The sequence below is a fragment of the Chenggangzhangella methanolivorans genome, assembly GCF_042648545.1.
In the GTDB taxonomy this organism is placed as follows: Bacteria; Pseudomonadota; Alphaproteobacteria; order Rhizobiales; family Methylopilaceae; genus Methylopila; species Methylopila methanolivorans.
The window spans coordinates 1-24,416 of the sequence record NZ_JBHRXS010000015.1 but is presented as its reverse complement, the minus strand read 5'-3'; the positions used below and the strand labels follow the sequence as shown (position 1 = coordinate 24,416).

The following is a 24,416-nucleotide window of genomic DNA, read 5'->3' as shown; positions in this document are numbered from 1 at the left end:
CGTCACCCGCGCCCGACCTCGCCGGCGACGAGCCGCGCGAGCAGCCGATCGACCACGGGCAATCGCGACAGCGGGGCGGCGAGCCGGTCGCGCAGCAGCGGCAGGAGCCGGCTGTCGGACTGGTAGACCGGCGTGAACAGCCGGCTGAACGCCTGATAGAGCCGCACATGCCCGCGCCGGGCCGCCGCATAGGCGGCCGCGGCCTCGGTCGGGTCGCGGGCCTCGGCGAAGGCGCGTCCGAGCGCCTCGGCGTCGAGCAGCGCCATATTTGCGCCCTGGCCGAGCTGCGGGCTCGTCGAGTGGGCCGCGTCGCCGATCACCGCGAAGCGCTCGCCGAACGGCCGCGCGAGCGTGTGGTGGCCGTAGGTCGCAAGAATCAGCTCGTCGGGATGCTGGATGTTCGCGATCGCCGTCGCGGCCGCCGGCCAAAGCGTCGCGACCTCATCTTTCCACGCTTCGAGGCCGCGCGCGCGCCACTGCCCGTAGGCCGCCGGCTTCAGGCTCCAGAAGAAGGCGGCCAGCGGCGCGTCCTCGCCAAACCGCCGGCCGATCGGCAGCAGCCCGACCATGCGCCTGGCGGCCTCGTAGCGCTGTTCGAGCGCGGTCTCGTCGAAGGGCGCGCCGGGCCAAGCGACGTCGCTCCAGAGCGCGCCATAGGCGAGCGCGCGGCGACGGTCCGAAAAACCCGCCGAGAGCGGCGAGCGCGAGCCGGCCGCGTCGATCGCCGCGTCGAAGGGCCCGAGAACGCGGCCGGATTTCGCCACAAGGCTCGGCCGGCCGTCCGCGCCGCGTTCCAGACGGTCGATCTCGAAACCGGTCTCGAAGGTGACGCCGTCCTGCCGCTGGGCGGCGTCCAGCAGCGCGCCGAACAGCGCCGAGCGGTGGACGCCGAGCCCTTCGCGGCCGAGCGCGCGATAGCGCACGTCGAGCACGGTCCGGCCGCTGGCCTCGCCGAACAGCCGGCGGATCGGACGGCCATGGGCGGCGACCGCCTCGCCGAGACCGAGCGCCTCGAGCGCCGAAAAGCCGGTCGGCTGCACGATCAGGCCGGACCCGACCGGACGCGGCGAGCCGAAACGCTCGACGACGACGACGCGATGGCCTGCGCGCGCCAGAAACAGCGCCGCCGCGAGGCCGCCGATCCCGGCCCCGGCCACGGCGATCTCCAGACGGGCCATGCGATGCTTCCTCCGATATGCGCCGAGGCTGGGCGCTAAGGCTGGGCGCCAAGGCGCCGACGACCGCCGCCCGTCATGCCCGCGCCTTCGCGCGGGTATCCACGACTTCGGCGTCGGGCGCTACGGTCTCCGGACGTCGTGGATGCCCGGCTCCTCCGGGCCTGACGGCGTCGTTTCCTGCGCCGTCAGGTCGATGGCCGCGACTTCGTTACCGGATCCGTTAACTCCCCGCTAACCATGCGCCCGGCAATTTCTGCCGAGCGCGATTTGGCGTTGCGCGGTGGGGTATCGCATGTCCGACGTGACGGTGGCAGGTCCGGCTCAGCCCGTGGTTCCGGGCGCGGGCGCGCCGTCGGGGGGCGGCGCGGGCTTCGCGATGCCGGCCTGGGCGCTCGGCATCTGGCAGATGCTCCGGCGGGGCGACCTGAGCCTCGCGCTTGGCGTCCTCGTCATCCTGTGCGTGCTCATCGTCCCGCTGCCGGCGCTGCTGCTCGACGTGCTGCTCGCGGTCTCGATCATCCTCTCCGTCCTCATCCTGATGACGGCGCTCTTCATCGAGAAGCCGCTCGAATTCTCGGCTTTCCCGACGGTCCTGCTCGTCGCCACCATGCTGCGGCTGTCGCTCAACCTCGCCTCGACGCGCCTGATCCTCGGCCACGGCCATGAGGGCACGGACGCCGCCGGCCACGTCATCGAAGCCTTCGGCAACTTCGTGATGGGCGGCAATTTCGTGATCGGCGTGATCGTGTTCGCGATCCTTCTGATCGTGAACTTCGTCGTCATCACCAAGGGTTCGGGCCGCATCGCGGAAGTCGCGGCCCGCTTCACCCTCGACGCCATGCCCGGCAAGCAGATGGCGATCGACGCCGATCTCTCCGCCGGCCTCATCGACGAGACCACCGCCAAGACGCGCCGCAAGGAGCTCGAGGACGAATCGACCTTCTTCGGCGCCATGGACGGCGCCTCGAAGTTCGTGCGCGGCGACGCGATCGCGGGCCTGCTGATCCTCTTCACCACCATCATCGGCGGCATGATCGTCGGCATCGCGCAGAACGGCATGACGTTCGCGAACGCCGCGCATTCCTACACGCTGCTGTCGATCGGCGACGGCCTCGTCTCCCAGATTCCGGCGCTGATCGTCTCGACCGCCGCGGGCCTGCTGGTCTCGAAGGCGGGCGTTTCGGGCTCGGCCGACCGCGCGCTCGTCCGCCAGCTCTCGGGCTATCCGAAGGCGCTCGGCCTTGCGGCCGCGGTCATGGGCGTGATGGCGTTCCTGCCCGGCATCCCGTTCATCCCCTTCATGGGCCTTGCGGTCGGCGCCGGCTATCTCGCCTATCGGGCCGAGCAGGGCCACAAGGCGGCGGACGCGGCGCGCATCGCCAAGGCGGTCGGCGACGCAGCCGGCGGCGCGGCGGCCGGGCCCCAGGAGGAGCCGGTCACGGCCGCGCTCAAGATGGACGAGGTCAAGATCGAGCTCGGCTACGCGCTGCTGCCGCTCGTCGACGCCTCCAGCGGCACCGACAAGCTCACCGAGCAGATCAAGGCGCTGCGCAAGACGATCGCCGGCGAGATGGGCTTCCTGATGCCGCAGGTGCGCCTCGTCGACAATCTGCAGCTGCCGCCGAACGGCTATGTGGTGAAGGTCAAGGAAGTCGACAGCGGCACGGGCAACGTCTACCCGGCCCAGTTCATGGTGATGGACCCGACCGGCCAGCAGGTCACGCTTCCGGGCGTCCACACGGTCGAGCCGACCTTCGGGCTGCCGGCCACCTGGGTCGACGCGAATCTGCGCGAGGAGGCCAACATCCGCGGCTACACGGTGGTGGACGCCACCACCGTGCTCTCGACGCATCTGTCGGAAATCGTGAAGGGCAACATGCCCGATCTCCTGACCTACGCCGAGGTCACGAAGCTTCTGAAGGAACTGCCCAAGGAGCAGCAGAAGCTCGTCGAGGAGATCGTGCCGAGCCAGATCTCGACCACGGGCGTCCAGCGCGTGCTGCAGCTGCTGCTCACCGAGCGCGTCTCGATCCGCGACCTCTCGGGCATCCTCGAAGGCATCGCCGAGGCGGTGGCCTACACCCGCGCGCCGGCCCAGATCGTCGAGCATGTCCGCTCGCGGCTCTCCCGCCAGCTCTGCGCGCAATACCAGACCTACAACGGCTACCTTCCGCTGGTCGCGCTCTCGCCGGCCTGGGAGCAGGCCTTCGCCGAGGCCACGATCGGGACGGGCGAGGAGAAGAACCTCGCGATGGCGCCCTCCAAGCTCCACGAATTCGTCGCCGCCGTGCGCGACGCCTTCGAGGAGGCGGCCAAGATCGGCGAGAGCCCGGTGCTGCTCACCTCCGCCTCGGCGCGCCCCTTCGTGCGCTCCATCATCGAGCGCTTCCGCAGCCAGACGCCGGTGATGTCGCAGAACGAAGTGCATCCGCGCGCGCGGCTGAAGACGGTCGGGAGCGTGTGAGGGCTCTTCTGTCTCGATCGATGCACAGCCGCGATGCGCCGTTCGTGGACGTTGCCTGTCTGCTGAAAAGCAGACGATCGCGACAGCGGTCGAACGTGGCGACTCCTTCAAGCCGTCGATCGCTCCATCCGCGCCCGCCTTGCGATCGCCGCGGCGTCCTTTGATGGCGGCAGCCCGAACAGCCGGGCGTACTCGCGGCTGAACTGGGTCGCGCTCTCGTAGCCCACCCCGAAGGCGACGGACGTGGCGTTGCCCTCGCCGGCGACCAACAGCGATCGGGCGTGCAGCAGGCGGATGCGTTTCTGGTACTGCAGCGGGCTCAACGCCGTGATGGCCTTGAAGTGCCGGTGAAACGCCGAGACGCTCAGGGCCGCCATTTCGGCCAGGGCCTCAACCCGTAGCTGTTTCGTGAAGTTCTGGCGGATCCAATGGATCGCGATCCCGATGCGCGAGAGCGCCGTTCCGGGAGCGGCCATGTCGCGCAGCATCCAGCCCAGCGGACCCTGCAGGACGCGGAACAGCAGCTCGCGCTCATAGGCGGGCGCGAGCGCCGCCACCTCGCCCGGACGATTCATGAGCCGCAGCATCCGGACCCAGGCGTCGAGCAGGTCGGGCGTCACGGGCGCGACCGAAAACCCAGAACCGTAGAGCCCGCCGTCGGCAGGTTTAGGCAGATCTGAAAGCAGAGCCGCCACGACTGCGGGCTCCAGCGTCAGGCTGACGGCGAGGTAGGGATCGCCCGACTCGGAGGGATGGACCGACCCGACCGCGGGAAGGTCCACCGACATGACGAAGTAGGTCGCCGGATCGTACCGGAACGTCGTGTCCCCGACCGTCATGGTCTTATGTCCCGTGAGGATCAGGTTGACCATTGGATCATAGACGGCCGCGAGCTGGTGCTCGGGGACCTCGCCCTGGACCATGGCGACACGCGGGACGCCTGTCTCGGTGCGCCTGTTCTGCGCCCTCGAGGCCAGCTTCCGCAGTTCCGCGAGTTGAGCGTCCATAGGTCGAGCTCTCTCACGTGCGGCACCGTGGAGGCAATGGGAAAGCAGGAATAGGCAATATCGGAGGAGGATTGAGGGAGCGCGGACCCGACCCTGAGACCTACCCTCCGCTTCGGCGACAAGCGCTGGAGAGACACATGAAAATCATCATCGTCACGGGCGGAAGCCGCGGCATCGGAGCAGGCGTCGCACGGCAGTGCGCCCGGCGCGGCATGGGCGTGATCCTCACCTACAACAGCAACGCCGTTGCGGCGGAACAGGTGGCGGCCGCCATCACGGCGGATGGCGGCAAGGCCGTCGCCCTCAAGCTCGACGTCACGGACGTCCCGTCCTTCCCGGCGTTCCGCGAAGCCGTCGGTTCGGCGCTGCGGTCGACATGGGGCCGGGACGGCTTCGACGGACTGGTCAACAACGGCGGCTACGGAGTCTTCAACCCGATCGGATCGGTCACGGAGGCCGAGTTCGACGGCCTGTTCAACGTGCACCTCAAGGGACCGTTCTTCCTCACCCAGACCCTGCTGCCGCTGATCAACGACGGCGGCCAGATCGTGAACGTCACGAGCGCGACGACGCGCGTGGCGACCGCGGGCGTCGCCCCCTATGCGAGCTTCAAGGGCGGGCTCGAGGTTCTGACCCGATACATGGCGAAGGAGTTCGGCCACCGCGGCATCCGGGCGAACTCGGTCGCCCCCGGGGCCATCCGGACAGAGCTGGCCGGCGGCCTGAACGACGAGCTCGAAGCCATGCTCGCCTCCCAGACGGCGCTTGGCCGCGTCGGCGAGCCGGACGAGGTCGGCGGCGTGATCGCGAGCCTGCTCTCCGACGAGAACCGCTGGATAAACGCCCAGTCGATCGAGGTTGCAGGCGGCTACGTGATCTGAGGAGAAGCGCCATGCTCGACCATGTCTTCCTGTCCGTGAGCGACCTCGACCGGTCGACCGCGTTCTATGCCGCAGCGCTTGCTCCCCTCGGCGTCCACGACCGTCTCGACTACGACGGCGAAGACGGGCCGCCCGGACATCCGGACCTCAAGGGGTTCGGCTCCGAGGGGCGAATGTTTCTCTGGCTGCGCGAGGGCGCCGTCGACGGCCGCGCGGCGCATGTCGGCTTCGTGGCGAAGAGCCACGCCGAGGTCGACGCCGCCTACGCCGCAGCGATCGCCGCCGGCGCGACCGACAACGGCGCGCCCGGGCCACGGCTTCACTACGACCCCCGCTACTATGCGGCGAACGTCCTCGACCCCGATGGCTACAGTCTCGAGTTCGTCCACAAGAGCTGGCAGCGCTGACCATGACCAAGCTGATGATCTACGGCGCCACCGGCTACACCGGGCGCATGGCCGCCGAGCGAGCAAGGGCGGCCGGTCTCGACTTCGTCCTAGGCGGACGCGACGAAACAAGGCTCGCAAAGCTCGCTTCGGAACTCGACGCCGAACATCGGACGTTCGGCGTCGGCGACGCTTGCGCAATCGACGAAGCTCTGTCGGACGTGGATGTGCTTCTCAACTGCGCGGGGCCTTTCATGCGCACCGCTGCGCCGTTGATGAACGCCGCGATCCGGTCGGGGACCCACTACCTCGACGTCGCCGCGGAGCTGGACAGCTACCGGCTCGCCGAAGAGCTCGATGGGGCCGCGAGCAAAGCGGACGTGATGCTGTTGCCTGGAAGCGGCGGCAGCGTCGCAATGCTCGGGAGCCTTGCGGGTCATGCGGCGACCCGTGTCGCGGCGCCGGTCCGACTGCGGGTCGCGCTCCACGTTTCGGGCTCGATGTCTCGGGGCTCGGCGATCAGCGCGACGGAGAACCTGACTTCGGAGTGTCTTGAACGCGTGGATGGCGCGCTGGCGGGTCGAAGCCCGGAGGAACTGCGCGACTTCGATTTCGGCGCGGGACCAAAGGCGTGCTTCCCGGTGACGCTGCCCGACCTCGTGACGATCTGGCGAGCGACCGGGATCCCGAACATCGAGACCTTCGTGCACGTCTCTGGGGACGCTTTCCCCACGGGCGATGTGGCGACCATTCCGGATGGCCCGACGGCCGAACAGCGCGAGGCCAATCGCTACCAGGCCGCGGTCGAGGCGACCGGGGCAGACGGGACCGTGGCTCGCTCCATCCTAGACACGGTCAACGGCTACACGTTCACGCCCATGGCGGCGGTTGAAGCCGCGCGCCGCGTCCTGGGCGGAGAGGTTCAACCTGGCTTCCAGACGCCAGTAGGTCTGTTCGGCTATGGCTTCGCTGAGACCATCGCCGACACCCATATAGTCGACGTCTGATCGACCCGAGAGCGCCAGAAGCGGCCATCGGGTTCTGCGCAGGCAGCCGACATGAGAGCCACTGTCCGATGGACAGACGTCTTGAGGGTTTAGGTGTCTTTTCAGATGCTCGCGCTCTGCGTGATCAGATTGACAGACGCTCCGCCGACGCATCTGAGTGGGCTCCCGTAAGTATCCCGATAGGCGAGCGTAGCGTGACGGCCCAGAACCTCGATCACGCGCCCGCCGGAGCGCTCCCCAAGGCTCGCACTGGAATAGCTGGTCTCGACGCTGTCACGTTCGGCGGGCTTCCGGCCGGGCGGCCGACGCTCATCTGCGGCGCGGCCGGCTGCGGCAAGTCACTGTTCGGCGCGACCTTCCTCGTCAACGGCGCGACCCTGTTCGACGAGCCGGGCGTGCTGATGAGCTTCGAGGAGACCGACCGCGACATCGCCGCCAATGTCGCCTCGCTCGGCTATGACGTCGCCGGGCTGGTCGCGGCCAAGAAGCTCGCGATCGACTACGTCCGCGTCGAGCGCAGCGAGATCGCCGAAAGCGGCGAATACGACCTCGAAGGCCTGTTCGTGCGGCTGGCCTATGCGATCGACGAGGTCGGGGCCAAGCGCGTCGTGCTCGACACGCTGGAGGCGCTGTTCGCGGGCCTCGACGACGAGTCGCTGCTTCGATCGGAACTCAGGCGTCTGTTCGCCTGGCTGAAGGAGCGCGGCGTTACGGCCGTGATCACGGCCGAGCGCGGCGACGGCGCGCTCACGCGCCGCGGGCTCGAGGAATACGTCTCCGACTGCGTGATCTTGCTCGACAACCGCGTCGCGGACCAGATCACGACGCGCTCGCTCCGGATCGTCAAGTATCGCGGCTCCGCGCACGGCACCAATGAATACCCCTTCCTGATCGACAGCGAGGGCATCTCTGTCCTGCCGGTCACGACGGCGGGCCTTGCCCACGACACGACCCTCGACACGGTCTCCAGCGGCATCGCCGGGCTCGACGCGATGCTTGGCGCAGGCGGGTTCTATCGCGGCGCGAGCGTGCTCGTCACCGGCGGATCGGGAACCGGCAAGACGATCTTCGGGGCCCATTTCGCGGCCGCCGCCAGCGCCCGCGGCGAGCGCTGCATGCTGTTCGGCCTCGAGGAGTCGCCGAGCCAGATCATCCGCAACGTGCGCTCGGTCGGCGTCGACCTCGCGCCCCATGTCGAATCCGGGGTGCTGAAGCTCTCCTCGGCCCGGCCGAGCCTCTACGGGCTCGAGATGCACCTGACGCTGATGTATCGGGCGATCGAGTCGTTCAAGCCGAGCGTGGTGGTGGTCGATCCGATCTCAGCGTTCCGCGGGCCATCGACCGAAGTTCACTCGATGCTGCTCAGGATGGTGGACCTGCTGAAAGCTTGGGGCATCACGGCGCTTTTCACCAATCTCACCTCGCCCGGGCGCGACGATGCGACCGACCACGGGCTGTCGTCGCTGATGGACACCTGGATCGGCCTGCACGATCTCGAATCAAACGGCGAACGAAACCGCGGCCTGTTCGTGCTGAAGTCGCGCGGCATGAGCCATTCCAACCAGATCCGCGAATATGTGCTGACCTCGCAGGGCGTGCGCCTGATCGAGCCCTATATCGGCTCGGCGGGCGTTCTGACCGGCACCGCGCGCCTGACCCAGGAAGCCCAGGAGCGCGCCGACCACACCGCGCGCCGCCAGCAGGTCGAGAAGCGGCTGAGAAAGCATCAGGTCAAGCGCGACTCGGCCGAGCGCCAGATGGCTGAGACGCGCGCTGCGCTCGACGCCGAGGCCGCCGAGATTCAGCGGCTGGCCGACGAGGCCGAGCAACGCGAGCAGGACCGCGAAGCCGATCGCGCCGCCCTGTCGATCGCCCGGGGGGCCGCGGAATGACGATGGCGGACGACGGCGACATCCCGGACGGCCACTACAACCTGCGCCTCTACGTGGCGGGCCGCACGGCCAATTCGATGGAGGCGATCGCGAACCTGCGGCGCCTGTGCGACGAGCATCTGCCCGGCCGCCACACCGTCGAAATCATCGATCTGTCGCAGGATCCCAAGCGCGCCGCGCAGGACCAGATCGTCGCGCTGCCGACGCTGGTGCGACACCTGCCGCCGCCGCTCAAGCGCATCATCGGCAAGCTCGCCGACGTCGACAAGGTTCTGTTCGGTCTCGAGATCAAGAAGCTCAACCCGTGACCGACGCCGCGCAGTCCGGCGAACGCTATGTGCTCCGGCTGTTCGTGACAGGCTCCACCCCGCGATCGGTCCGCGCAATCGAAAACCTCCGCGCGATCTGCGAGGCCGAGCTCCCCGGCCGTTACGAGCTCGAGGTGGTGGACGTCTATCTGCACCCGGAGGCCGCAAAGGAAAATCAGGTCATCGCGGCCCCGACCCTGCTCAAGCTCCTGCCGACGCCCGTGCGTCGCGTCATCGGCGATCTCACCGATCACGACCGCGTCCGCTACAGCCTGGACATCGTAAAGAACGACGGGACGGCGCAAGATCCGTTCGCGTCCTTCGGCGGCGCCCCATCCGACAAGCCCTAAGGCCGGTTTGATCCCCTCGTCGCTCATGTCCGCACAGACCGAAGACTTCCAGGCACGATCCGCAGAGCTCGAGGCCCGACTGCGGGAGGCGCTCGAGACCATCGAGGCGATCCGCTCGGGCGAGGTCGACGCGGTCGTGGTCGGGGGCGCCAGCGGCGAACCGCTGGTCTACACGCTCGAAAACGCCGATCGGCCCTACCGCCTGCTGATCGAGCAGATGCAGGAAGGCGCGCTGACGCTCAATCGCGAAGGCCTCATCCTATACGCCAACAGGGCGTTCGCTGGGATGCTGGGCCTCGCGCCCGAGACGGTTGTCGGCCACACGCTCGGCTCGTTCCTGTCCTCGCCCGGACTGTTCCATGCGCTGTTCGACCGGCCGGGCCGCGTCGAGGCTGCGCTCAGGACCGCGAACGGCACGGACGTGCCCGTCACCGTGTCGTTCGCAGCGATCGAGGGCGACGGCGAGGGCCTGATCGGGGCGGTCGTCACCGACCTCAGCCAGGAACGCCGCCAGGCCGCGCAGCTCGGCGAGGCCAAGGCCACGCTCGCCCGGCGCGAAGGCGAAGGCTTCTCGCGGCTGATCCTGCAGAGCGCGACCGACTTCGCCATCATCGCCACCGATCTCGACGAGCGGGTGACGACCTGGAACGCCGGCGCGCAGAAGATCTTCGGCTGGTCCGAACACGAGATCCTCGGCGCGCCCGCGCCGTTGATCTGGACGCCGGAAGATCGCGCCGCCGGCGTGCCCGAGCTCGAGATGTCGAAGGCTGCGCGCGACGGCCGCGCCGAAGACGAGCGCTGGCACCTGAGGCGCGACGGCTCGCGGTTCTGGGCGAACGGCCTGATGATGCCGCTGCTCGTCGGCGAAGAGCACATCGGCTACCTCAAGATCCTGAGGGACCGCACCGAGAGCCGCCTTACGGAGGCGGCGCTACGCGACAGCGAGGCGCGCCTGCGCTTCACGCTCAAGGCCGGCCGGCTCGGCGCGTGGGAGCTCGACGTGCGTACCGGCGCGCTCCAGGCGAGCGAGACCTGCCGGGCGAATTTTGGCCGCGGCCCTGACGATCCGTTCGACTACGAGGATCTGAGGCGATCGGTGCTGCCGGACGACCGCGCCCGGATGGAGGAGGCCGTTGAGCGGTCACTCTCCGAACGCGTCGACTACGACATCGAATACCGCGTCGTCTGGCCGAGCGGCGAGATCCGATGGGTGCAGATCCGAGGCCGCCCGGTCTACGGCGAGGACGGCGCGCCGCTGCGTATGACCGGCGTCTCGCTCGACATCACCGAGCGGCGGCGGGCCGCCGAGGAGTTGGAGCGGCTCAACCAGACGCTCGAGTCGCGGGTCGCCGACGAGGTCGCGCGCCGCGGACAGGCCGAGGACGCGCTGCGCCAGTCGCAGAAGATGGAGGCCGTCGGGCAGCTGACCGGCGGCGTCGCGCACGACTTCAACAACCTGCTCACGATCGTGCGCTCGTCGGTGGACTTCCTGCGCCGCGACGACCTGCCGCCGGAGCGCAGGCGACGTTACATCGACGCGATCGCCGACACGGTCGACCGCGCGGCGAAACTTACAGGGCAGCTGCTGTCCTTCGCGCGCCGCCAGGCGCTCAAGCCGGAAATCTTCGACGTCAACCTCCAGGTCCATTCGGTCGCCGACATGCTGCGCACCATCGTGGGCGCGCGCGTCGGCGTCGTGGTCGAGGTCGACGACCGGTCGCCCTGCCTCGTCGAGGCCGACGTCAGCCAGTTCGAGACCGCGGTCGTCAACCTCGCGGTCAACGCGCGCGACGCCATGGCGGGCGAAGGCGTCCTCACGATCCGCGTGTCGTCCGACGAGAAGGGGCCGCTAGCCGCGCGCGTCTCGCCCGGCATGGTCCGGATCGAGATCGAGGACACCGGCGTCGGCGTCGCGCCCGAGCAGCTCAAGCAGATCTTCGAGCCATTCTTCACCACCAAGGAGGTCGGCAAGGGCACCGGTCTCGGGCTGTCGCAGGCCTACGGCTTCGCCAAGCAGAGCGGCGGCGACCTGACGGTGCGGAGCGCTCTGGGACAGGGCGCGACCTTCACGATCCTGCTGCCGCACGCCTCCGGCGAGGAAGAGCCCGCCGCGCGCGTGCGGGCCGAAAGCGAGATCGCGGGCGCAGGCCAGGGCCAATGGGTGCTGGTGGTCGAGGACAACAACGACGTCGGGGCGTTCTCGACCCAGATGCTCCAGGACCTCGGCTACAACACCGTCTGGGCCAACAACGCCCGCGAGGCGCTCGACCTGCTGCGGCGGGAGCCGCGCCGGTTCGACCTCGTGTTCTCCGACATCGTGATGCCGGGCATGGGCGGGGTCGAACTCGGCCAGGAGATCAACCGGCTCTACCCCGGCCTGCCCGTGCTTCTGACGAGCGGCTACAGCGACGTGCTGGTCGATCAGGGGCGTCTTGGGTTCGAACTGCTGCAGAAGCCGTATGCGGCGGAGGATCTCTCGCGGCTCGTGAGCCGGACCGTGAGGGACGCGAACAATGGCTGACCCGTCGCTCGACCTGCTCCAGAAATTTGCCTGATGATCCGGCGGTGACGAGACAGGCGTCTGCGATCACTGCTATCTCGGTTCATGGCGACAGAGATGATTCACATCGTGCTGACCTGGAGCGCCGACAAACGCGGCAAGCTGCGGGCCGAGACGCCGATGAAGTTCAAGACCGCCGCGGAGGCCAAGGGCCGCGCCGAGCGCGCGGAGGGCAAATTCGCCGGCGTCGTCGCGCTCAGCCAGGGCTACGACGTCGACACCGAGCAGGCGGACGAAAACCCGCTGGTGCTGTTCCGGGCCGGGCGCACGCCCGCGGAGTTCGAAGACTGACGCGACGACGCGATCGCCGTCACGCGTCTTGCTAGGCGCCCTGCTGACCCTGCGGGGCCTCGTCGACCTCATAGGTCCATACCCTGAACGCCTTCAGCGTATGCGGGCCGAAGGAGTTGATCAGCGGCACGTCCGCTGCGTCCCGGCCGCGCGCGACCACGATGCGGCCGATGCGCGGGATGTTGTTGCGCGGGTCGAAGGTGCGCCAGGCGCCCCCGAGATAGACCTCGATCCAGGCGCTGAAATCCATGGGATCGACGACGGGCACGCCGATGTCGCCGAGATGCCCGTTCACGTAGCGCGCGGGGATGTTCAGGCAGCGGCAGAACGCGACCGCAAGATGGGCGTAGTCGCGACAGACGCCGATGCGCTCGTTGAAGGCGTCGAATGCTGTGCGGGTCAAGCGCGCCTGCATGTAGTCGAAGGCGATGTGGCCGTTGACGAAATCGCACACCGCCTGCACGCGGCCCCATCCCGGTTCGACGGTCCCGAACAGGTCCCAGGCCGCCTGGCTGAGCCGGTCGGTCTCGCAGTAGCGACTGCCCATCAGGTAGAGCAGCGTGTCGTCGGGCAGGTCCGCGACGGGGTGTTCGCACGCCCCGGGAGCCGGCTCTTCCGGCAGCCCGCTGTCCCAGATCGTAGCGTCGCCCCAGAGCTTGAAGTCGCCGGCCGGAACCACGAGGCGTCGGCACTGGTTGCCGAACAGGTCGCGATAGGTCGTTGTGGGCGTGATCGGCGTCGTGAACACCTTCTCGGGATCGCGAATGTCGGCGCTGCGCTCGTCATGGACCGACAGGAGACAGACGACCGGCGTCGGCGACTGGCAGTTCAGCGTGATCTCGTAGCCGTAGCGGATCAGCATCGCGCTCTTTCATTGGAGGAGCGCCGACGAACGGTTCGACCGATTGCGCGGGATCGGACCGGGCTCACCCTAGCAAAGATCGCAGGCCGCGGACGCTGCAGTGCGAAAAACTTCCCGCCGCGCTCAAATCGCACCGCTTCGGCGCGGCAGCCAGGAGACCCCTTGGACGAGATCACGATCCGGCACCGGACCACGTATCGCTACCGCAGCCCTGTGCGGCTCAATCCGCACAGGATGGTGGCTCGCCCGCGCGAGAGCCGCGAACTCAGGCTGCTGTCGATAGACGTCTCGATCACGCCCGCGGCCTCGCTGTCCTGGAGCTACGACGTGTTTGGCAATGCCGTGGCGATCGCGAGTTTTGCGGACGCTACCGATCTCCTGACGATAGAGAGCGTCGCGAAGATCGAGCTCGATGCGCCGGCCTGGCCGGTCTTCGACGTCGCGGCGTCCGCGATCCAGTATCCGTTTCCCTATTCCGACGACGAGCGGACCGATCTGGGATCGCTGACGCTCAACCAGTATCTCGATCCGGCGGGACGGCTGCGCGGCTGGGCGCGCGGGTTCGTGTACGGCGAGCCGACCGATACGCTGTCGCTGCTGAAGGACGTTAACGCCGGCGTGGCGGCCGAGGTCGCGTATGAGATCCGCGAGGACGAAGGCGTCCAGTCGCCGCTCGAGACGCTCGATCGCCGCCTCGGCTCGTGCCGCGACTTCGCGACCCTGTTCGCCGAGACCGCGCGCAGCCTCGGCTTCGGAGCGCGGGTCGTCTCGGGTTATCTCCACGATCCGGGCGAGGGGCTGGTCGGCTCGAACGGGCTTGGCTCGACCCACGCCTGGGCGGAGGTTTATGTGCCGGGCGCAGGCTGGATCACCTTCGACCCGACCAACCGAAGTGTCGGAAGCGCCAATCTGATCCCTGTCGCGGTCGCCCGCGACATCAGGCAGATCATGCCGCTTTCGGGCAGCTATCTCGGGTCCGCGGACGCGTTTTCGGACATGTCCGTCGAGGTCTCGACCGTCGCGGCGGGTTCACCTGCAGCGGCCTGAGCCTCGCCGGGCTCGCGGCGGCAGACGCCTCTGGTGTGGGTCTCGATCATCGCCAGCGCCTCGTCGAGCGAGGCGAACGGGCCGCATCGCATGCCGGTCATGGTCGCGGTCGCCTTGCCGTCGGGCTCGATATGGACGTGTCCGCTGTCGGTGGTGCGGATCATTCCCATCGGGCGGCCGAGCAGATCGGTCAGCAGCCATTCCTTCCGGCCGAAAACCGGTTTGACCATAACGTCCAAAAGCGTTCCTCGAACTATCGCGACCCGGACACGATCCTAGAAAAATAAGACCGACGCGTCATTGCAAATGACGAAGCGGACATCATTTCAGTATCGTTGTTCAAGCGACGTAATATTTGGCGCTCCGAAATAAAAATATTTCGTGCGCCAGATTTTATTTTCATCAAACAGCACTGTAGGCCGCGCCGCCCTCGCGGGCGCGCGCATTTATTTTCGAGAAGGAACTCCCATGTCTTCGGGAACAGTCAAATGGTTCAACGCCCAGAAGGGCTTCGGCTTCATCGCGCCTGACGACGGCGGCGCTGACGCGTTCGTGCACATCAGCGCCATGGAGCGCGCCGGCATCTCCGATCTTCAGGAGGGCCAGAAGGTGGCTTACGAGCTCGTCTCCGATCGCAAGAGCGGCAAGATGACGGCCGACCGGCTGCAAATTCAGACCTGATCACAACGCCGGCCGCACCGGTCGCTCCGGGCGGCGCGGCGAAGCGCCCTGACGAGCGAGGTCGACCACGGATGTACTGGCGAACCTCGCTGGCGGCAGCGCTGCAGCATCAGATCCGAAGAGGCGCTTGAGAGCGCTTTCGACCCTGTCGCCTTTCGAGGCGGCGGGGTCTTCTTTTGGCTTTCGGCCCCGACGGGCCCAACCGGAGTACGGCGAATGGCCAAGGCACAGAAGCGCGGCAACAAGGAAGCCAAGAAGCCGAAGAAGATCAAGGCGGCGGAACCCGCCCCGACCACGGCTCTGAAGATCGGCGCCTCACCGGCCGGCGCGCCGAAGTCCAAGAAATCCTGACGGCGACCGACATGTCGCGCCGGACTCAGGAATCCACGGTGACGTTCCACCGGCCGTTCACGCTGAAGGCGCTCGATCATTGAGCTTCGGCGCGGCTTCGTTTCGCCCGCGCATGAAACAGATCGCCCTGCCGACAGGTCGTGGCTGGAAGGGCGAACATGCTTGAGATCGCGCGCAACATCCTGGCTCGCAGAGGCTCGGCGGCCCCGTGGGACGACGCCTCGCCGGTCCGCGAGGAGCTCTTCGGAGCCGAGCGGCTCGAGCAGCACGCCGAATCGCTCGCGGCCGCCCAGCCCATCGCCGAACGGCCGCCTTTCGTGCGGTCGCTTCGCGTGCGCCTGGGCGAGAACGCCATCACGCTGCTCGCCGCCTACAAGGCGAGCGCAGCCGAGCTAGAGAGCGGGCGCGGCGTGACGCCGGCGGCCGAATGGCTGCTCGACAACTACCATCTCGTCGAAGACCAGATCCGCGAGATCAGGGAGGATCTGCCGTCGGGATACTATCGGCAGCTGCCGAAGCTCTCCGCGGGTCCGTTCAAGGGCTACCCGCGCGTGTTCGGCATCGCATGGGCCTATGTCGCCCACACCGACAGCCATTTCGATCCGGAGATCCTGAAACGGTTCGTCGCGGCCTATCAGAGGGTCCAGCCGCTGACGATCGGCGAGCTCTGGGCGGTGGCGATCACGATCCGCATCGTGCTGATCGAAAACCTGCGACGGCTCGCCGACCAGATCAGCGTAGCGCGCGCGGCCCGCGCCGACGCCGAGGCGCTCGCCAACCGGCTTCTCGCATCGGGCGGAGCGCGGTCCGCGCTCGACGCCGACATCGCCACGCGACCCGAAGGTCCGGTCTCCGAACTGTTCGCAGCGCAGCTCGCCAAGCGTCTGCGCGACCAGGACCCACGCACCAACCCTGCGCTCGAATGGCTCGAGCAGCGCTTGGCGCTGCAAGGCTCCTCGATCGAGGAGTCCGTTCGGCACGCGCAGATGCGACAGGGCGCCTCGAACGTCACGATCCGCAACGTCATCACCAGCATGCGCCTGATCTCGGACATCGACTGGGCGGAGCTGTTCGAAAGCGTCAGCCTCGTGGACGAGAGGCTTCGGGACGCCAGCGACTTCGCGGCGATGGATTTCCCCACCCGCAACCTCTACCGCAGCGCGGTCGAGCAGCTTGCCCGCGGTTCGTCGGCAAGCGAACTCGAGGTCGCCGATGCGGCGCTCGCGGCGTCGCGGCCCGGTACGGCTGCGTCTGCGGCCGGGGCGGAGCGCGTCCGCGATCCGGGTTATCATCTGATCGCCGAAGGCCGGCCCGCGCTCGAACGCGCGATCGGGTTCCGCCCGTCGCCGCGGCTGTGGTTCAACCGGCTTAGCATCAGACTCGGCATCGGCGGTTACGTCGGGGCGATCCTGGCGCTCACGGCCGCGCTCCTCGGCGGCGTCGTCTGCGCGCTGACCGCGGCGGGCGGCGGATCGGTCTGGCCGTGGATGATCGCGCTGCTCGGCGTCATCCCGGCCACCGAAGTCGCCACAGCGCTCGTCAACCGCGTGATCGGCTGGAGCTTCGGCGCCAACGCGCTTCCGGGGCTCGACCTATCGACAGGCGTGCCGTCGGAGCTCAGGACGCTCGTCGCGATGCCGACGCTGCTCACCGGCGAGGCCGATCTCGCCGAGCAGATCGCGCGGCTCGAAGTGCATCATCTCGCCGGCGCCGGCGGTGATATCTCGTTCGCGCTGGTGATCGACGGCGTCGACGCCGACCGCGAGACGCTCGACGGCGACTCCGCGCTTCTCGCCATGGCGCAGGGGTCGATCGCGCGCCTGAACGCGACGCACGGCCCCGGCCCGAGCGGCGACCGCTTCCTGCTGCTGCATCGCCGCCGCGTGTTCAACGCCGTCGATGGCGTGTGGATGGGATGGGAGCGCAAGCGCGGCAAGCTGCACGAGCTGAATCGGCTGCTGCGCGGCGCGACCGACACGACGTTCACGTCGCTCGACGGACTTTCGCCGCGGGTCCCCGAGGGCGTCCGCTACGTCATCACGCTCGACGCCGACACGCGCCTGCCGCGCGACGCGGCGAGCCGGCTCATCGGCAAGATGGCCCATCCGCTGAACTGGCCGAGTTTCGACGCGGCCGGGCGGCGCGTGGTCGGCGGATATGGAATCCTCCAGCCGCGGGTGACGCCCTCCCTGCCCATCGGCCGGGAGGGTTCGGCCTACCAGCGGGCGTTCTCGGCGCCGGGCGGCGTCGATCCGTACGCCGCCGCGGTCTCGGACGTCTATCAGGACTTGTTCGGCGAGGGCTCGTACACCGGCAAGGGTATTTACGACGTCGACGCCTTCGAGGCCGCGCTCGCCGGTCGGACGCCCGACAACGCCATGTTGAGCCACGACCTGTTCGAGGGGATATTCGCGCGAGCGGGTCTGGCCTCCGACGTCGAGGTCATCGAGGATTTCCCGTCCCGCTACGACGTGGCGGCGCGCCGCCAGCACCGCTGGACGCGCGGCGATTGGCAGTTGCTGCCTTGGGTGCTCGGCGTAGGACAGGGCCGCGCCGGCCTGCCTGCCGTCGGGCGCGGCAAGATGCTCGACAACCTCCGTCGCTCCCTCGTCGCGCCCGCCGCGATGGCGACGCTTGCGGCCAGTTGGCTGGCGCCGGCTCCTGCCGCCGCATTGGGCGTGCTGTTCACGGTTCTCGCCATCGCCATTCCGGGCGCGCTGCACCTGTTCTTCTGCGTGGTGCCGCGGCGCTCGGGAATCCATCTTGGGGCGCACAACCGCGCGCTGCTCGGCGATCTCAGGCTCGCCGCGACGCAGATCGTTTTGTCGCTCGCCTTCCTGCCCGACCAGGCATGGCGAGGGATCGACGCCATCGCGCGCACGCTCGACCGGGTGTTCCGGACCCGGCGCCGGCTGCTCGAATGGACGACCGCCGCCCAGTCGAGCGCGTCGCCGCGGCTGACGCTCGGCGGCTTCTACAGCATGATGGCGGGAGGCACGGGCCTCGGGCTCGGGCTTGCTGCTCTCTCTCTGGCGATCGCTCCCGCGGCTTGGGCGTTGATCGTCCCATTCGCCATCGCATGGGGCCTTGCGCCTGCGATCGCGCTTTGGGCGAGCCGCTCGCCGAGCGCGGCGTCCGATCTCGCCGTCTCTCCCGCCGACGCGCACGAGCTGCGCCTGATCGCCCGCAGGACGTGGCGGTTCTTCGAGACCTTCGTGACGCCGGCCGACACCATGCTGCCGCCGGACAACTTTCAGGAAGACCCTCGACCGGTCATCGCGCGGCGCACCTCGCCGACCAATATCGGGCTCTACCTGCTGTCGGCGGTCGCGGCGCGCGACTTCGGCTGGGCCGGAACGGCCGAGACCGTCGAACGGCTGGAGGCGACCTTCGCGTCGCTTCGAAAGTTGCAGCGCCATCGCGGGCATTTTCTAAACTGGTACGGCACGGAAAGCGGCGAGCCCCTCATCCCGGCCTATGTGTCGACCGTCGACAGCGGCAATCTTGCGGGCCACCTCATAGCGCTCGCCAACGCCTGCGAGGAATGGGCCGCTGAGCCTGTGGCGCCGCCCATAAGGCAGGGGCTCGGCGACAATCTGGCGCTCGCCCGAAGCGCGCTGGCCGTGCTCGTGTCGCGCGAAGACGATCATGCCCGCCAGATCACAGCGATCCTCGACGAGATCGACGGCCAGCTGAATGGCGGCGTCGCGATTGCAACGCTCGCGCCGGTGCTCGCGCGGCTGGCCGAAAAGACCCTCAAGGTCGCGCGCGACGTGCTGCCGCCGGTCGCGTCGGAGGGCGGCTCGGACTTCCAGTTCTGGATCAGGGCGTTCGCGCAGGGCGTCGCGGAGCACGCGCGCGACGAAGCCGAACGCCCCAGTTTTGCGCTCGCCGAGCGGGCGCGCGCCATCGGCGCGGAGGCGCGCGCGACCGCCCTTGCGATGGACTTCGCGTTCCTGCTTGATCCTGAGCGCAAACTGTTCTCGATCGGCTACTCGCTGCCCGACAACCGGCTCGATCCGAGCTGCTACGACCTGCTCGCCTCGGAAGCCCGGCTCGCGAGCCTGTTCGCCATCGCCAAAGGCGACGCCCCGACAAGGCACTGGTTCCGTCTCGGCCGGACCGCGACCCCGATCGGCGGCGCCTCGGCGCTGATCTCCTGGTCGGGCTCGATGTTCGAATATCTGATGCCGTCGCTCGTCATGCGCGCGCCGGCCGGCAGCCTGCTGGAGCAGACCAACCGCCTGATGGTTCGCCGCCAGCAGGACTACGGAAAGTCGCTCGGCGTTCCATGGGGCGTCTCGGAGTCCGCCTACAACGCCCGCGACCTCGAATCCACCTACCAGTATTCCAACTTCGGCGTGCCGGGCCTCGGGCTGAAGCGCGGCCTCGCCGAAAACGCGGTGTTCGCTCCTTACGCGACCGCGCTCGCCGCCATGGTGGACCCGCAGGGCGCCTTGGCGAATTTCGCGCATATGGCGGATATGGGCGGGCGCGGCCGCTACGGGTTCTACGAGGCGCTCGACTTCACACGCTCGCGTCTGCCGGAAGGCGAGAGCGTCGCCATCGTCCGCAACTTCATGGCCCATCATCAGGGCATGACCATCGTGGCGCTTTCGAACGTCCTGCAGGACGGAAAGATGCGGGCGCGCTTCCACCGCGAGCCGATCATCCAGGCCTGCGATCTCCTCATGCAGGAGCGCATGCCGCGCGACGTCGCGGTGCTGCGGGCGCGCGCCGAAGAGGTCAAGGCGTCCGCCGGCGAGCTCACAGAAGCCTCGGTCATGCGGCGCGTCACGCCGTCGACGGGCGGCGGGCCGGTCACCCATGTGCTGTCGAACGGCCGCTACGCCGTCATGCTGACGGCGGAAGGCGCCGGCTACAGCCGCTGGCGCGACCTCGCGGTCACCCGCTGGCGCGGCGACGCCACCCGCGACGATCTCGGGTCCTTCGTCACGCTGCGCGACGTCGCGAGCGGACGGACCTGGTCGGCCGCGGCCCAGCCGATCGGCGCGCCGGCGGACCACCAGGAGGTCGTGTTCGGCGAGGATCAGGCGAGCTTCATCCGCCGCGACGGACCGCTGGCCACCACCATGGAGGTCATCGTCTCGGGCGAGGTCGACGCCGAGGTCCGGCGCGTCACGCTGACCAACGCCGGCAGAACCGCCTTCGAGATCGAGCTGACGTCCTATTCCGAGATCGTGCTCGCGCCGCCCGCCGCCGACGCCGCGCATCCTGCCTTCGCCAAGCTCTTCGTCGTGACCGAGCACCTGCCCGAGTTCGGCGCGCTGGTCGCCACTCGCCGCCCGCGCGCAAACGGCGAGGCCGCGCCTTGCGCGGCGCATTTCGCGGTGGTCGAGGGCGGCGAGACCGCCGCTCCGGAATACGAGACCGATCGCGCGAAATTCCTCGGGCGCAGTCTGGCGCCCCCTGCGGCTTTCGCAGGCAATGCGGCCCGGCCGCTGTCGAACACCGTCGGGACGGTGCTTGACCCGGTGTTTTCGATCCGCCGCCGCGTGACGGTCCCGGCCGGCGGCCGCGTGCGCGTCGCGTTCTGGACCGTGGTCGCGACCTCTCGCGAAGACCTCCTCGACCTCGTCGACGCCCATCACGACCGCAACGCCTTCGACCGCGCGAAGACGCTGGCCTGGACGCAGGCGCAGGTGCAGCTTCGCCATCTCGACGTGACCGCCGAAGAGGCCGCCGACTTCCAGCGGCTTGCCGCCCCGCTGCTCTATCCGGACGCGCGCTTCCGGGCGGCCTCCGACGTGATCGTCCGCGGCGCGGGTCCGCAGTCGGGCCTGTGGCCGTATTCGATTTCCGGCGACCTGCCCATCGTGCTCCTGCGGATCGACGACGTCGAGGACATGGACCAGGTCCGCCAGCTTCTGCGCGCCCACGAATATTTGCGGATGAAGCGGATCTCGGTCGATCTCGTCATCGTCAACGAGCATGCCTCGTCCTACCTGCAGGACCTGCAGGTCGCGATCGACACCGCGGTCCGCTCGGGCCAGTCGCGGCCGCGTCTCGGCGACGCGCCGGCGCAAGGCGCGGTCTACACGCTGCGCGCCGACCTGCTTTCAACCGAAGCCCGCAACCTGCTGCTGTCGGTCGCGCGCGTCGTGCTCGTCGCCCGCCGCGGCCCGATCGCGGCCCAGATGGCGCGCCTCTCCGCGCTCGCGCCCCTCGCGACGCCTGCGCGGCGCATGACGCGAAAGGCGAAGAGCGCCGAGGCGCAGCGCGCCGCGGCGACGGCGGGGCTCGAATTCTTCAATGGGCTCGGCGGCTTCGGCGACGACGGCCGCGAATATGTCGTCGCGCTCGACGGCGGCGCGACGACGCCCGCGCCGTGGATCAACGTCATCGCCAATCCAGCTTTCGGCTTCCAGGTCTCGGCCGGCGGCGCCGGCTCGACATGGTCGGAGAACAGCCGCGAGAATCAGCTGACGCCATGGTCGAACGACCCCGTCATGGATCCGTCCGGCGAGGCGATCTACATTCGCGACGAGGAGACCGGCGATGTCTGGACCCCCACCGCACAGCCGATCTGCGACGGCGGGCTCTACGTCGCGCGCCACCGCTTCGGCTCGAGCCGCTTCGAGCACGAGGCGAACGGCGTCGCGCTGGAGCTGACGCAGTTCGTGGCCGTTGCCGACCCGGTCAAGATCTCGCGGCTGACGCTGCGCAACACATCGGGCCGCCCCCGCAAGCTCTCCGTCACGGCCTTCGCCGAATGGGTTTTGGGGACCGCGCGCGGCGCCTCCGCGCCGTTCGTCGTGACGGGGATGGACGCCGACACCGGCGCGCTGTTCGCCCGCAACCCGTGGGGCTCGGCCTTCCCCGGCCGCGTGGCGTTCGCCGATCTCCTCGGCCGCCAAACCAGTTGGACGGCCGACCGCGCCGAATTCCTCGGCCGCAACGGCGGCCCGGAAGCGCCGGCCGCTCTGTTCCAGGACGCGCCGCTGTCGGGCGCGGCGGGCGCGGGCCTCGATCCGTGCGCAGCGCTCGCGACGAAGGTGTCGCTCGGCGTCGGCGAAAGCGTCGAGATCGTCTGGCTCCTGGGCCAGTGCCGCTCCGAGGACGAGGCCCGCGCGCTCGTGCTGCGGACCCGCGAGGCTGACATCGACGCCATGCTGGAGGAGGTCTCGGACGGCTGGAAGACGCGCCTCGGCGCCGTTCAGGTCCGTACGCCCGACCGGGCGATGGACATCATGCTCAACGGCTGGCTGCTCTATCAGGCGCTCGGCTGCCGCATCTGGGCGCGCTCGGGCTTTTACCAGGCGAGCGGCGCCTACGGGTTCCGCGACCAGATGCAGGACGGCATGGCGCTGTCGCTGATCGACCCCGCCGAGACCCGCTCCCATCTGCTGCGCGCCGCGAGCCGCCAGTTCCCTGAAGGCGATGTCCAGCATTGGTGGCTGCCGCATTCCGGCCAGGGCGTGCGCACGCGCATCTCCGACGACCGGGTGTGGCTCGCATATGCCAGCGCGACCTACGTCTCGACCTCAGGCGACGCCGCGGTTCTCGACGAGGAGACCGGCTTCCTCGACGGCCCGTTGCTGAAGCCCGGCGAGCACGACGCCTTCTTCCAGCCGATGGTGTCGGCCGAGCGCGCCTCTCTGTTCGAGCACTGCGCCCGCGGGCTCGACCAGTGCGTGGAACTCACCGGCCCGCACGGTCTGCCGCTGATGGGCGCGGGCGACTGGAACGACGGCATGAACCGCGTCGGCGAGGGCGGCCAGGGCGAAAGCGTCTGGCTCGGCTGGCTGTTTATCCGCACCGTCTCGCTGTTCGCGCCGCTCGCCGATGCGCGCTATCCCGGCCGCGCCTCGCGCTGGCGGGCGCATGCCGAAAGCGTTCGCGCGGCGATCGAGCGCGAGGCCTGGGACGGCGCATGGTATCGCCGCGCGACCTTCGACGACGGGACGTGGCTCGGCTCAAAAGACAGCGACGAGTGCCGCATCGACCAGATCGCGCAGTCCTGGGCGGTGCTGTCCGGCGCCGCAAACCCGGAGCGCGCCGCCCGCGCCATGGCCTCGGTCGACGAGCGCCTGATCCGGCGCGACGATGGAATCGCGGTCCTGTTCTCGCCGCCCTTCGTCTCGACCCCGCACGATCCCGGCTACATCAAAGGCTATCCGGCGGGCCTGCGCGAGAACGGCGGGCAGTATTCGCACGCCGCGATGTGGTCGATCCTGGCTTTCGCAAGGCTCGGCGACGGGAAGAAGGCGCACGACCTGTTCGCCATGCTGAACCCGATCAACCACGCGCTCGATGGCGCCGCGGCTGAGCGCTACAAGGTCGAGCCCTATGTGGTGGCGGCCGACGTCTATTCGGTCTCCCCCCATGTCGGACGCGGCGGCTGGACCTGGTACACGGGATCCGCCGCCTGGATGTATCGCGCGGGACTGGAAGGCATTCTGGGCGTCACCCGCGAAGGCGCGCAACTGCGCGTCGCGCCCGTGATCCCGCCGTCATGGCCAGGCTTCGAGGCGACGCTTACGGTCGAGGATACGGTCTGCCGGATCCGGGTCGGGCGGCGTGCGGCTGGCGATGACGATGCCCCGCGGCATACGCTCGACGGCAGCCCTCTCGATCCGACCGCAGAAGGCGCGCGGATCCCGCTAGACGCGCGCGCGCATGAGCTGACGATCACCTTGGCTAGGGGCGAAGCTTGACCGTCCCACCTCTGAGCCGACGTTTCGGCGCGGCCTCGTTCCAATCCGCCGCTATTCCGACGTGCGGCGCTGATAGGCTATCTCAATGACCCAGAACACCGAGTTCCCGGCGACCTCCAGCGTCGCCACCCTCACGATACCGGCTGATTCCGAGCTTCTCGCCAAGCTCGACGGCTGGATCGCGGCTCACCTCGACCCGATGTCGCGCGAAGAGGCGGCGCGGGCGCTGCTCGCGGCGGCTCTGTCCGGGGCCAAAACGACCAAGCGCCGACGGCCTCTATTCGGTCCCGTCGACGCCCCAATGGTCCGCGCTGGACGCAAAATGAAAGCGGCGGGCGCTCGCGCCGGCTCTTCGAAGAGCGGCAATCGCTGACGCGTCGCTTCAGCTGGCCAATATGCGGCCCACGCTACGTCCGCTAATGGGATGGACCGGCTGCTTCCCTCGGCGGGTTAGCCTTCAAGGCTGTTGCCCG

18 protein-coding genes are annotated in these 24,416 nt (G+C 68.8%); 14 read left to right on the top strand and 4 right to left on the bottom strand.

Annotated features, from left to right (window positions below; translation table 11 throughout):
• Positions 1 to 2: 2 nt before the first annotated feature.
• Entirely contained in the window at positions 3 to 1,178 is a 1,176-nt protein-coding gene (locus tag ACFOWB_RS20905; protein WP_261402330.1) for an FAD-dependent oxidoreductase, read from the bottom strand.
• Positions 1,179 to 1,470: 292 nt separating this feature from the next.
• Here ACFOWB_RS20905 and flhA point away from each other — a divergent pair, with 292 nt between their 5' ends.
• Entirely contained in the window at positions 1,471 to 3,642 is a 2,172-nt protein-coding gene (flhA, locus tag ACFOWB_RS20900) for a flagellar biosynthesis protein FlhA (RefSeq protein WP_378149127.1), read from the top strand.
• Positions 3,643 to 3,749: 107 nt separating this feature from the next.
• On the opposite strand, the gene ACFOWB_RS20895 is transcribed toward flhA, so the two are convergent.
• Entirely contained in the window at positions 3,750 to 4,649 is a 900-nt protein-coding gene (locus ACFOWB_RS20895) for an AraC family transcriptional regulator (RefSeq protein ID WP_378149125.1), read from the bottom strand.
• A gap of 137 nt (positions 4,650 to 4,786) precedes the next feature.
• Between ACFOWB_RS20895 and ACFOWB_RS20890 the strand changes: the two genes are divergently transcribed.
• The 8 genes from ACFOWB_RS20890 (at position 4,787) to ACFOWB_RS20855 (ending at position 12,324) form a co-directional block, all read left to right on the top strand.
• Positions 4,787 to 5,530 carry an SDR family NAD(P)-dependent oxidoreductase gene (locus ACFOWB_RS20890; RefSeq protein WP_378149123.1) on the top strand — a complete coding sequence of 248 codons (744 nt, stop codon included), beginning with the start codon at positions 4,787 to 4,789 and terminating at the stop codon, positions 5,528 to 5,530.
• Between the two features lie 11 nt (positions 5,531 to 5,541).
• Positions 5,542 to 5,937 (top strand): VOC family protein, encoded by a 396-nt coding sequence (locus tag ACFOWB_RS20885; RefSeq protein ID WP_378149121.1) that lies wholly within the window; start codon positions 5,542 to 5,544, stop codon positions 5,935 to 5,937.
• 2 nt (positions 5,938 to 5,939) lie between these two features.
• The gene (locus tag ACFOWB_RS20880; protein WP_261402331.1) at positions 5,940 to 6,923 is read left to right on the top strand and encodes a saccharopine dehydrogenase family protein; all 984 of its coding nucleotides are present in this window, start codon (positions 5,940 to 5,942) and stop codon (positions 6,921 to 6,923) included.
• 194 nt (positions 6,924 to 7,117) lie between these two features.
• A complete protein-coding gene (gene kaiC / locus ACFOWB_RS20875) occupies positions 7,118 to 8,815 on the top strand; it encodes a circadian clock protein KaiC (RefSeq protein WP_261402332.1) in 1,698 nt (565 codons plus the stop codon).
• Positions 8,816 to 8,817: 2 nt separating this feature from the next.
• Positions 8,818 to 9,123 (top strand): circadian clock KaiB family protein, encoded by a 306-nt coding sequence (locus ACFOWB_RS20870; RefSeq protein WP_261402333.1) that lies wholly within the window; start codon positions 8,818 to 8,820, stop codon positions 9,121 to 9,123.
• The gene (locus ACFOWB_RS20865) at positions 9,120 to 9,473 is read left to right on the top strand and encodes a circadian clock KaiB family protein (RefSeq protein WP_261402334.1); all 354 of its coding nucleotides are present in this window, start codon (positions 9,120 to 9,122) and stop codon (positions 9,471 to 9,473) included. The genes ACFOWB_RS20870 and ACFOWB_RS20865 overlap by 4 nt, the downstream gene beginning before the upstream one ends.
• A 25-nt stretch (positions 9,474 to 9,498) precedes the next feature.
• The gene (locus tag ACFOWB_RS20860) at positions 9,499 to 11,994 is read left to right on the top strand and encodes a PAS domain-containing hybrid sensor histidine kinase/response regulator (protein ID WP_261402335.1); all 2,496 of its coding nucleotides are present in this window, start codon (positions 9,499 to 9,501) and stop codon (positions 11,992 to 11,994) included.
• Between the two features lie 96 nt (positions 11,995 to 12,090).
• Entirely contained in the window at positions 12,091 to 12,324 is a 234-nt protein-coding gene (locus tag ACFOWB_RS20855) for a hypothetical protein (RefSeq protein ID WP_261402336.1), read from the top strand.
• A 31-nt stretch (positions 12,325 to 12,355) separates the two neighbouring features.
• Here the strand turns inward: ACFOWB_RS20855 and ACFOWB_RS20850 are convergent, their stop codons facing one another.
• On the bottom strand, positions 12,356 to 13,186 hold the full coding sequence (locus tag ACFOWB_RS20850; RefSeq protein ID WP_261402337.1) for a transglutaminase-like domain-containing protein: 831 nt from the start codon (positions 13,184 to 13,186) through the stop codon (positions 12,356 to 12,358).
• A gap of 162 nt (positions 13,187 to 13,348) precedes the next feature.
• On the opposite strand from ACFOWB_RS20850, the gene ACFOWB_RS20845 reads away from it, so the two are divergent.
• Entirely contained in the window at positions 13,349 to 14,233 is an 885-nt protein-coding gene (locus ACFOWB_RS20845) for a transglutaminase family protein (RefSeq protein ID WP_261402338.1), read from the top strand.
• Here the strand turns inward: ACFOWB_RS20845 and ACFOWB_RS20840 are convergent.
• A complete protein-coding gene (locus ACFOWB_RS20840) occupies positions 14,152 to 14,463 on the bottom strand; it encodes a hypothetical protein (protein ID WP_261402339.1) in 312 nt (103 codons plus the stop codon). The genes ACFOWB_RS20845 and ACFOWB_RS20840 overlap by 82 nt on opposite strands.
• Positions 14,464 to 14,701: 238 nt before the next feature.
• On the opposite strand from ACFOWB_RS20840, the gene ACFOWB_RS20835 reads away from it, so the two are divergent.
• The 4 genes from ACFOWB_RS20835 (at position 14,702) to ACFOWB_RS20820 (ending at position 24,316) form a co-directional block, all read left to right on the top strand.
• Complete coding sequence (locus ACFOWB_RS20835; RefSeq protein WP_261402340.1) at positions 14,702 to 14,914, top strand: cold-shock protein; 213 nt, start codon at positions 14,702 to 14,704, stop codon at positions 14,912 to 14,914.
• 216 nt (positions 14,915 to 15,130) lie between these two features.
• Complete coding sequence (locus ACFOWB_RS20830) at positions 15,131 to 15,265, top strand: hypothetical protein (protein ID WP_261402341.1); 135 nt, start codon at positions 15,131 to 15,133, stop codon at positions 15,263 to 15,265.
• 158 nt (positions 15,266 to 15,423) lie between these two features.
• Positions 15,424 to 23,943 (top strand): GH36-type glycosyl hydrolase domain-containing protein, encoded by an 8,520-nt coding sequence (locus ACFOWB_RS20825; RefSeq protein ID WP_378149115.1) that lies wholly within the window; start codon positions 15,424 to 15,426, stop codon positions 23,941 to 23,943.
• Positions 23,944 to 24,028: 85 nt separating this feature from the next.
• Positions 24,029 to 24,316, top strand: a complete 288-nt coding sequence (locus ACFOWB_RS20820) for a hypothetical protein (protein ID WP_261402342.1) — start codon at positions 24,029 to 24,031, stop codon at positions 24,314 to 24,316.
• The last annotated feature ends 100 nt before the right edge of the window (positions 24,317 to 24,416 follow it).

Coding starts and splice junctions, on each gene's coding strand:
- ACFOWB_RS20825 (WP_378149115.1), top strand. CDS start 15,424: ATGCTTGAGATCGCGCGCAACATCCTGGCTCGCAGAGGCTCGGCGGCC.
- ACFOWB_RS20885 (WP_378149121.1), top strand. CDS start 5,542: ATGCTCGACCATGTCTTCCTGTCCGTGAGCGACCTCGACCGGTCGACC.
- ACFOWB_RS20820 (WP_261402342.1), top strand. CDS start 24,029: ATGACCCAGAACACCGAGTTCCCGGCGACCTCCAGCGTCGCCACCCTC.
- ACFOWB_RS20840 (WP_261402339.1), bottom strand. CDS start 14,463: ATGGTCAAACCGGTTTTCGGCCGGAAGGAATGGCTGCTGACCGATCTG.
- ACFOWB_RS20870 (WP_261402333.1), top strand. CDS start 8,818: ATGGCGGACGACGGCGACATCCCGGACGGCCACTACAACCTGCGCCTC.
- ACFOWB_RS20905 (WP_261402330.1), bottom strand. CDS start 1,178: ATGGCCCGTCTGGAGATCGCCGTGGCCGGGGCCGGGATCGGCGGCCTC.
- ACFOWB_RS20850 (WP_261402337.1), bottom strand. CDS start 13,186: ATGCTGATCCGCTACGGCTACGAGATCACGCTGAACTGCCAGTCGCCG.
- ACFOWB_RS20860 (WP_261402335.1), top strand. CDS start 9,499: ATGTCCGCACAGACCGAAGACTTCCAGGCACGATCCGCAGAGCTCGAG.
- ACFOWB_RS20830 (WP_261402341.1), top strand. CDS start 15,131: ATGGCCAAGGCACAGAAGCGCGGCAACAAGGAAGCCAAGAAGCCGAAG.
- flhA (WP_378149127.1), top strand. CDS start 1,471: ATGTCCGACGTGACGGTGGCAGGTCCGGCTCAGCCCGTGGTTCCGGGC.
- ACFOWB_RS20880 (WP_261402331.1), top strand. CDS start 5,940: ATGACCAAGCTGATGATCTACGGCGCCACCGGCTACACCGGGCGCATG.
- ACFOWB_RS20895 (WP_378149125.1), bottom strand. CDS start 4,649: ATGGACGCTCAACTCGCGGAACTGCGGAAGCTGGCCTCGAGGGCGCAG.
- ACFOWB_RS20890 (WP_378149123.1), top strand. CDS start 4,787: ATGAAAATCATCATCGTCACGGGCGGAAGCCGCGGCATCGGAGCAGGC.
- ACFOWB_RS20835 (WP_261402340.1), top strand. CDS start 14,702: ATGTCTTCGGGAACAGTCAAATGGTTCAACGCCCAGAAGGGCTTCGGC.
- ACFOWB_RS20855 (WP_261402336.1), top strand. CDS start 12,091: ATGATTCACATCGTGCTGACCTGGAGCGCCGACAAACGCGGCAAGCTG.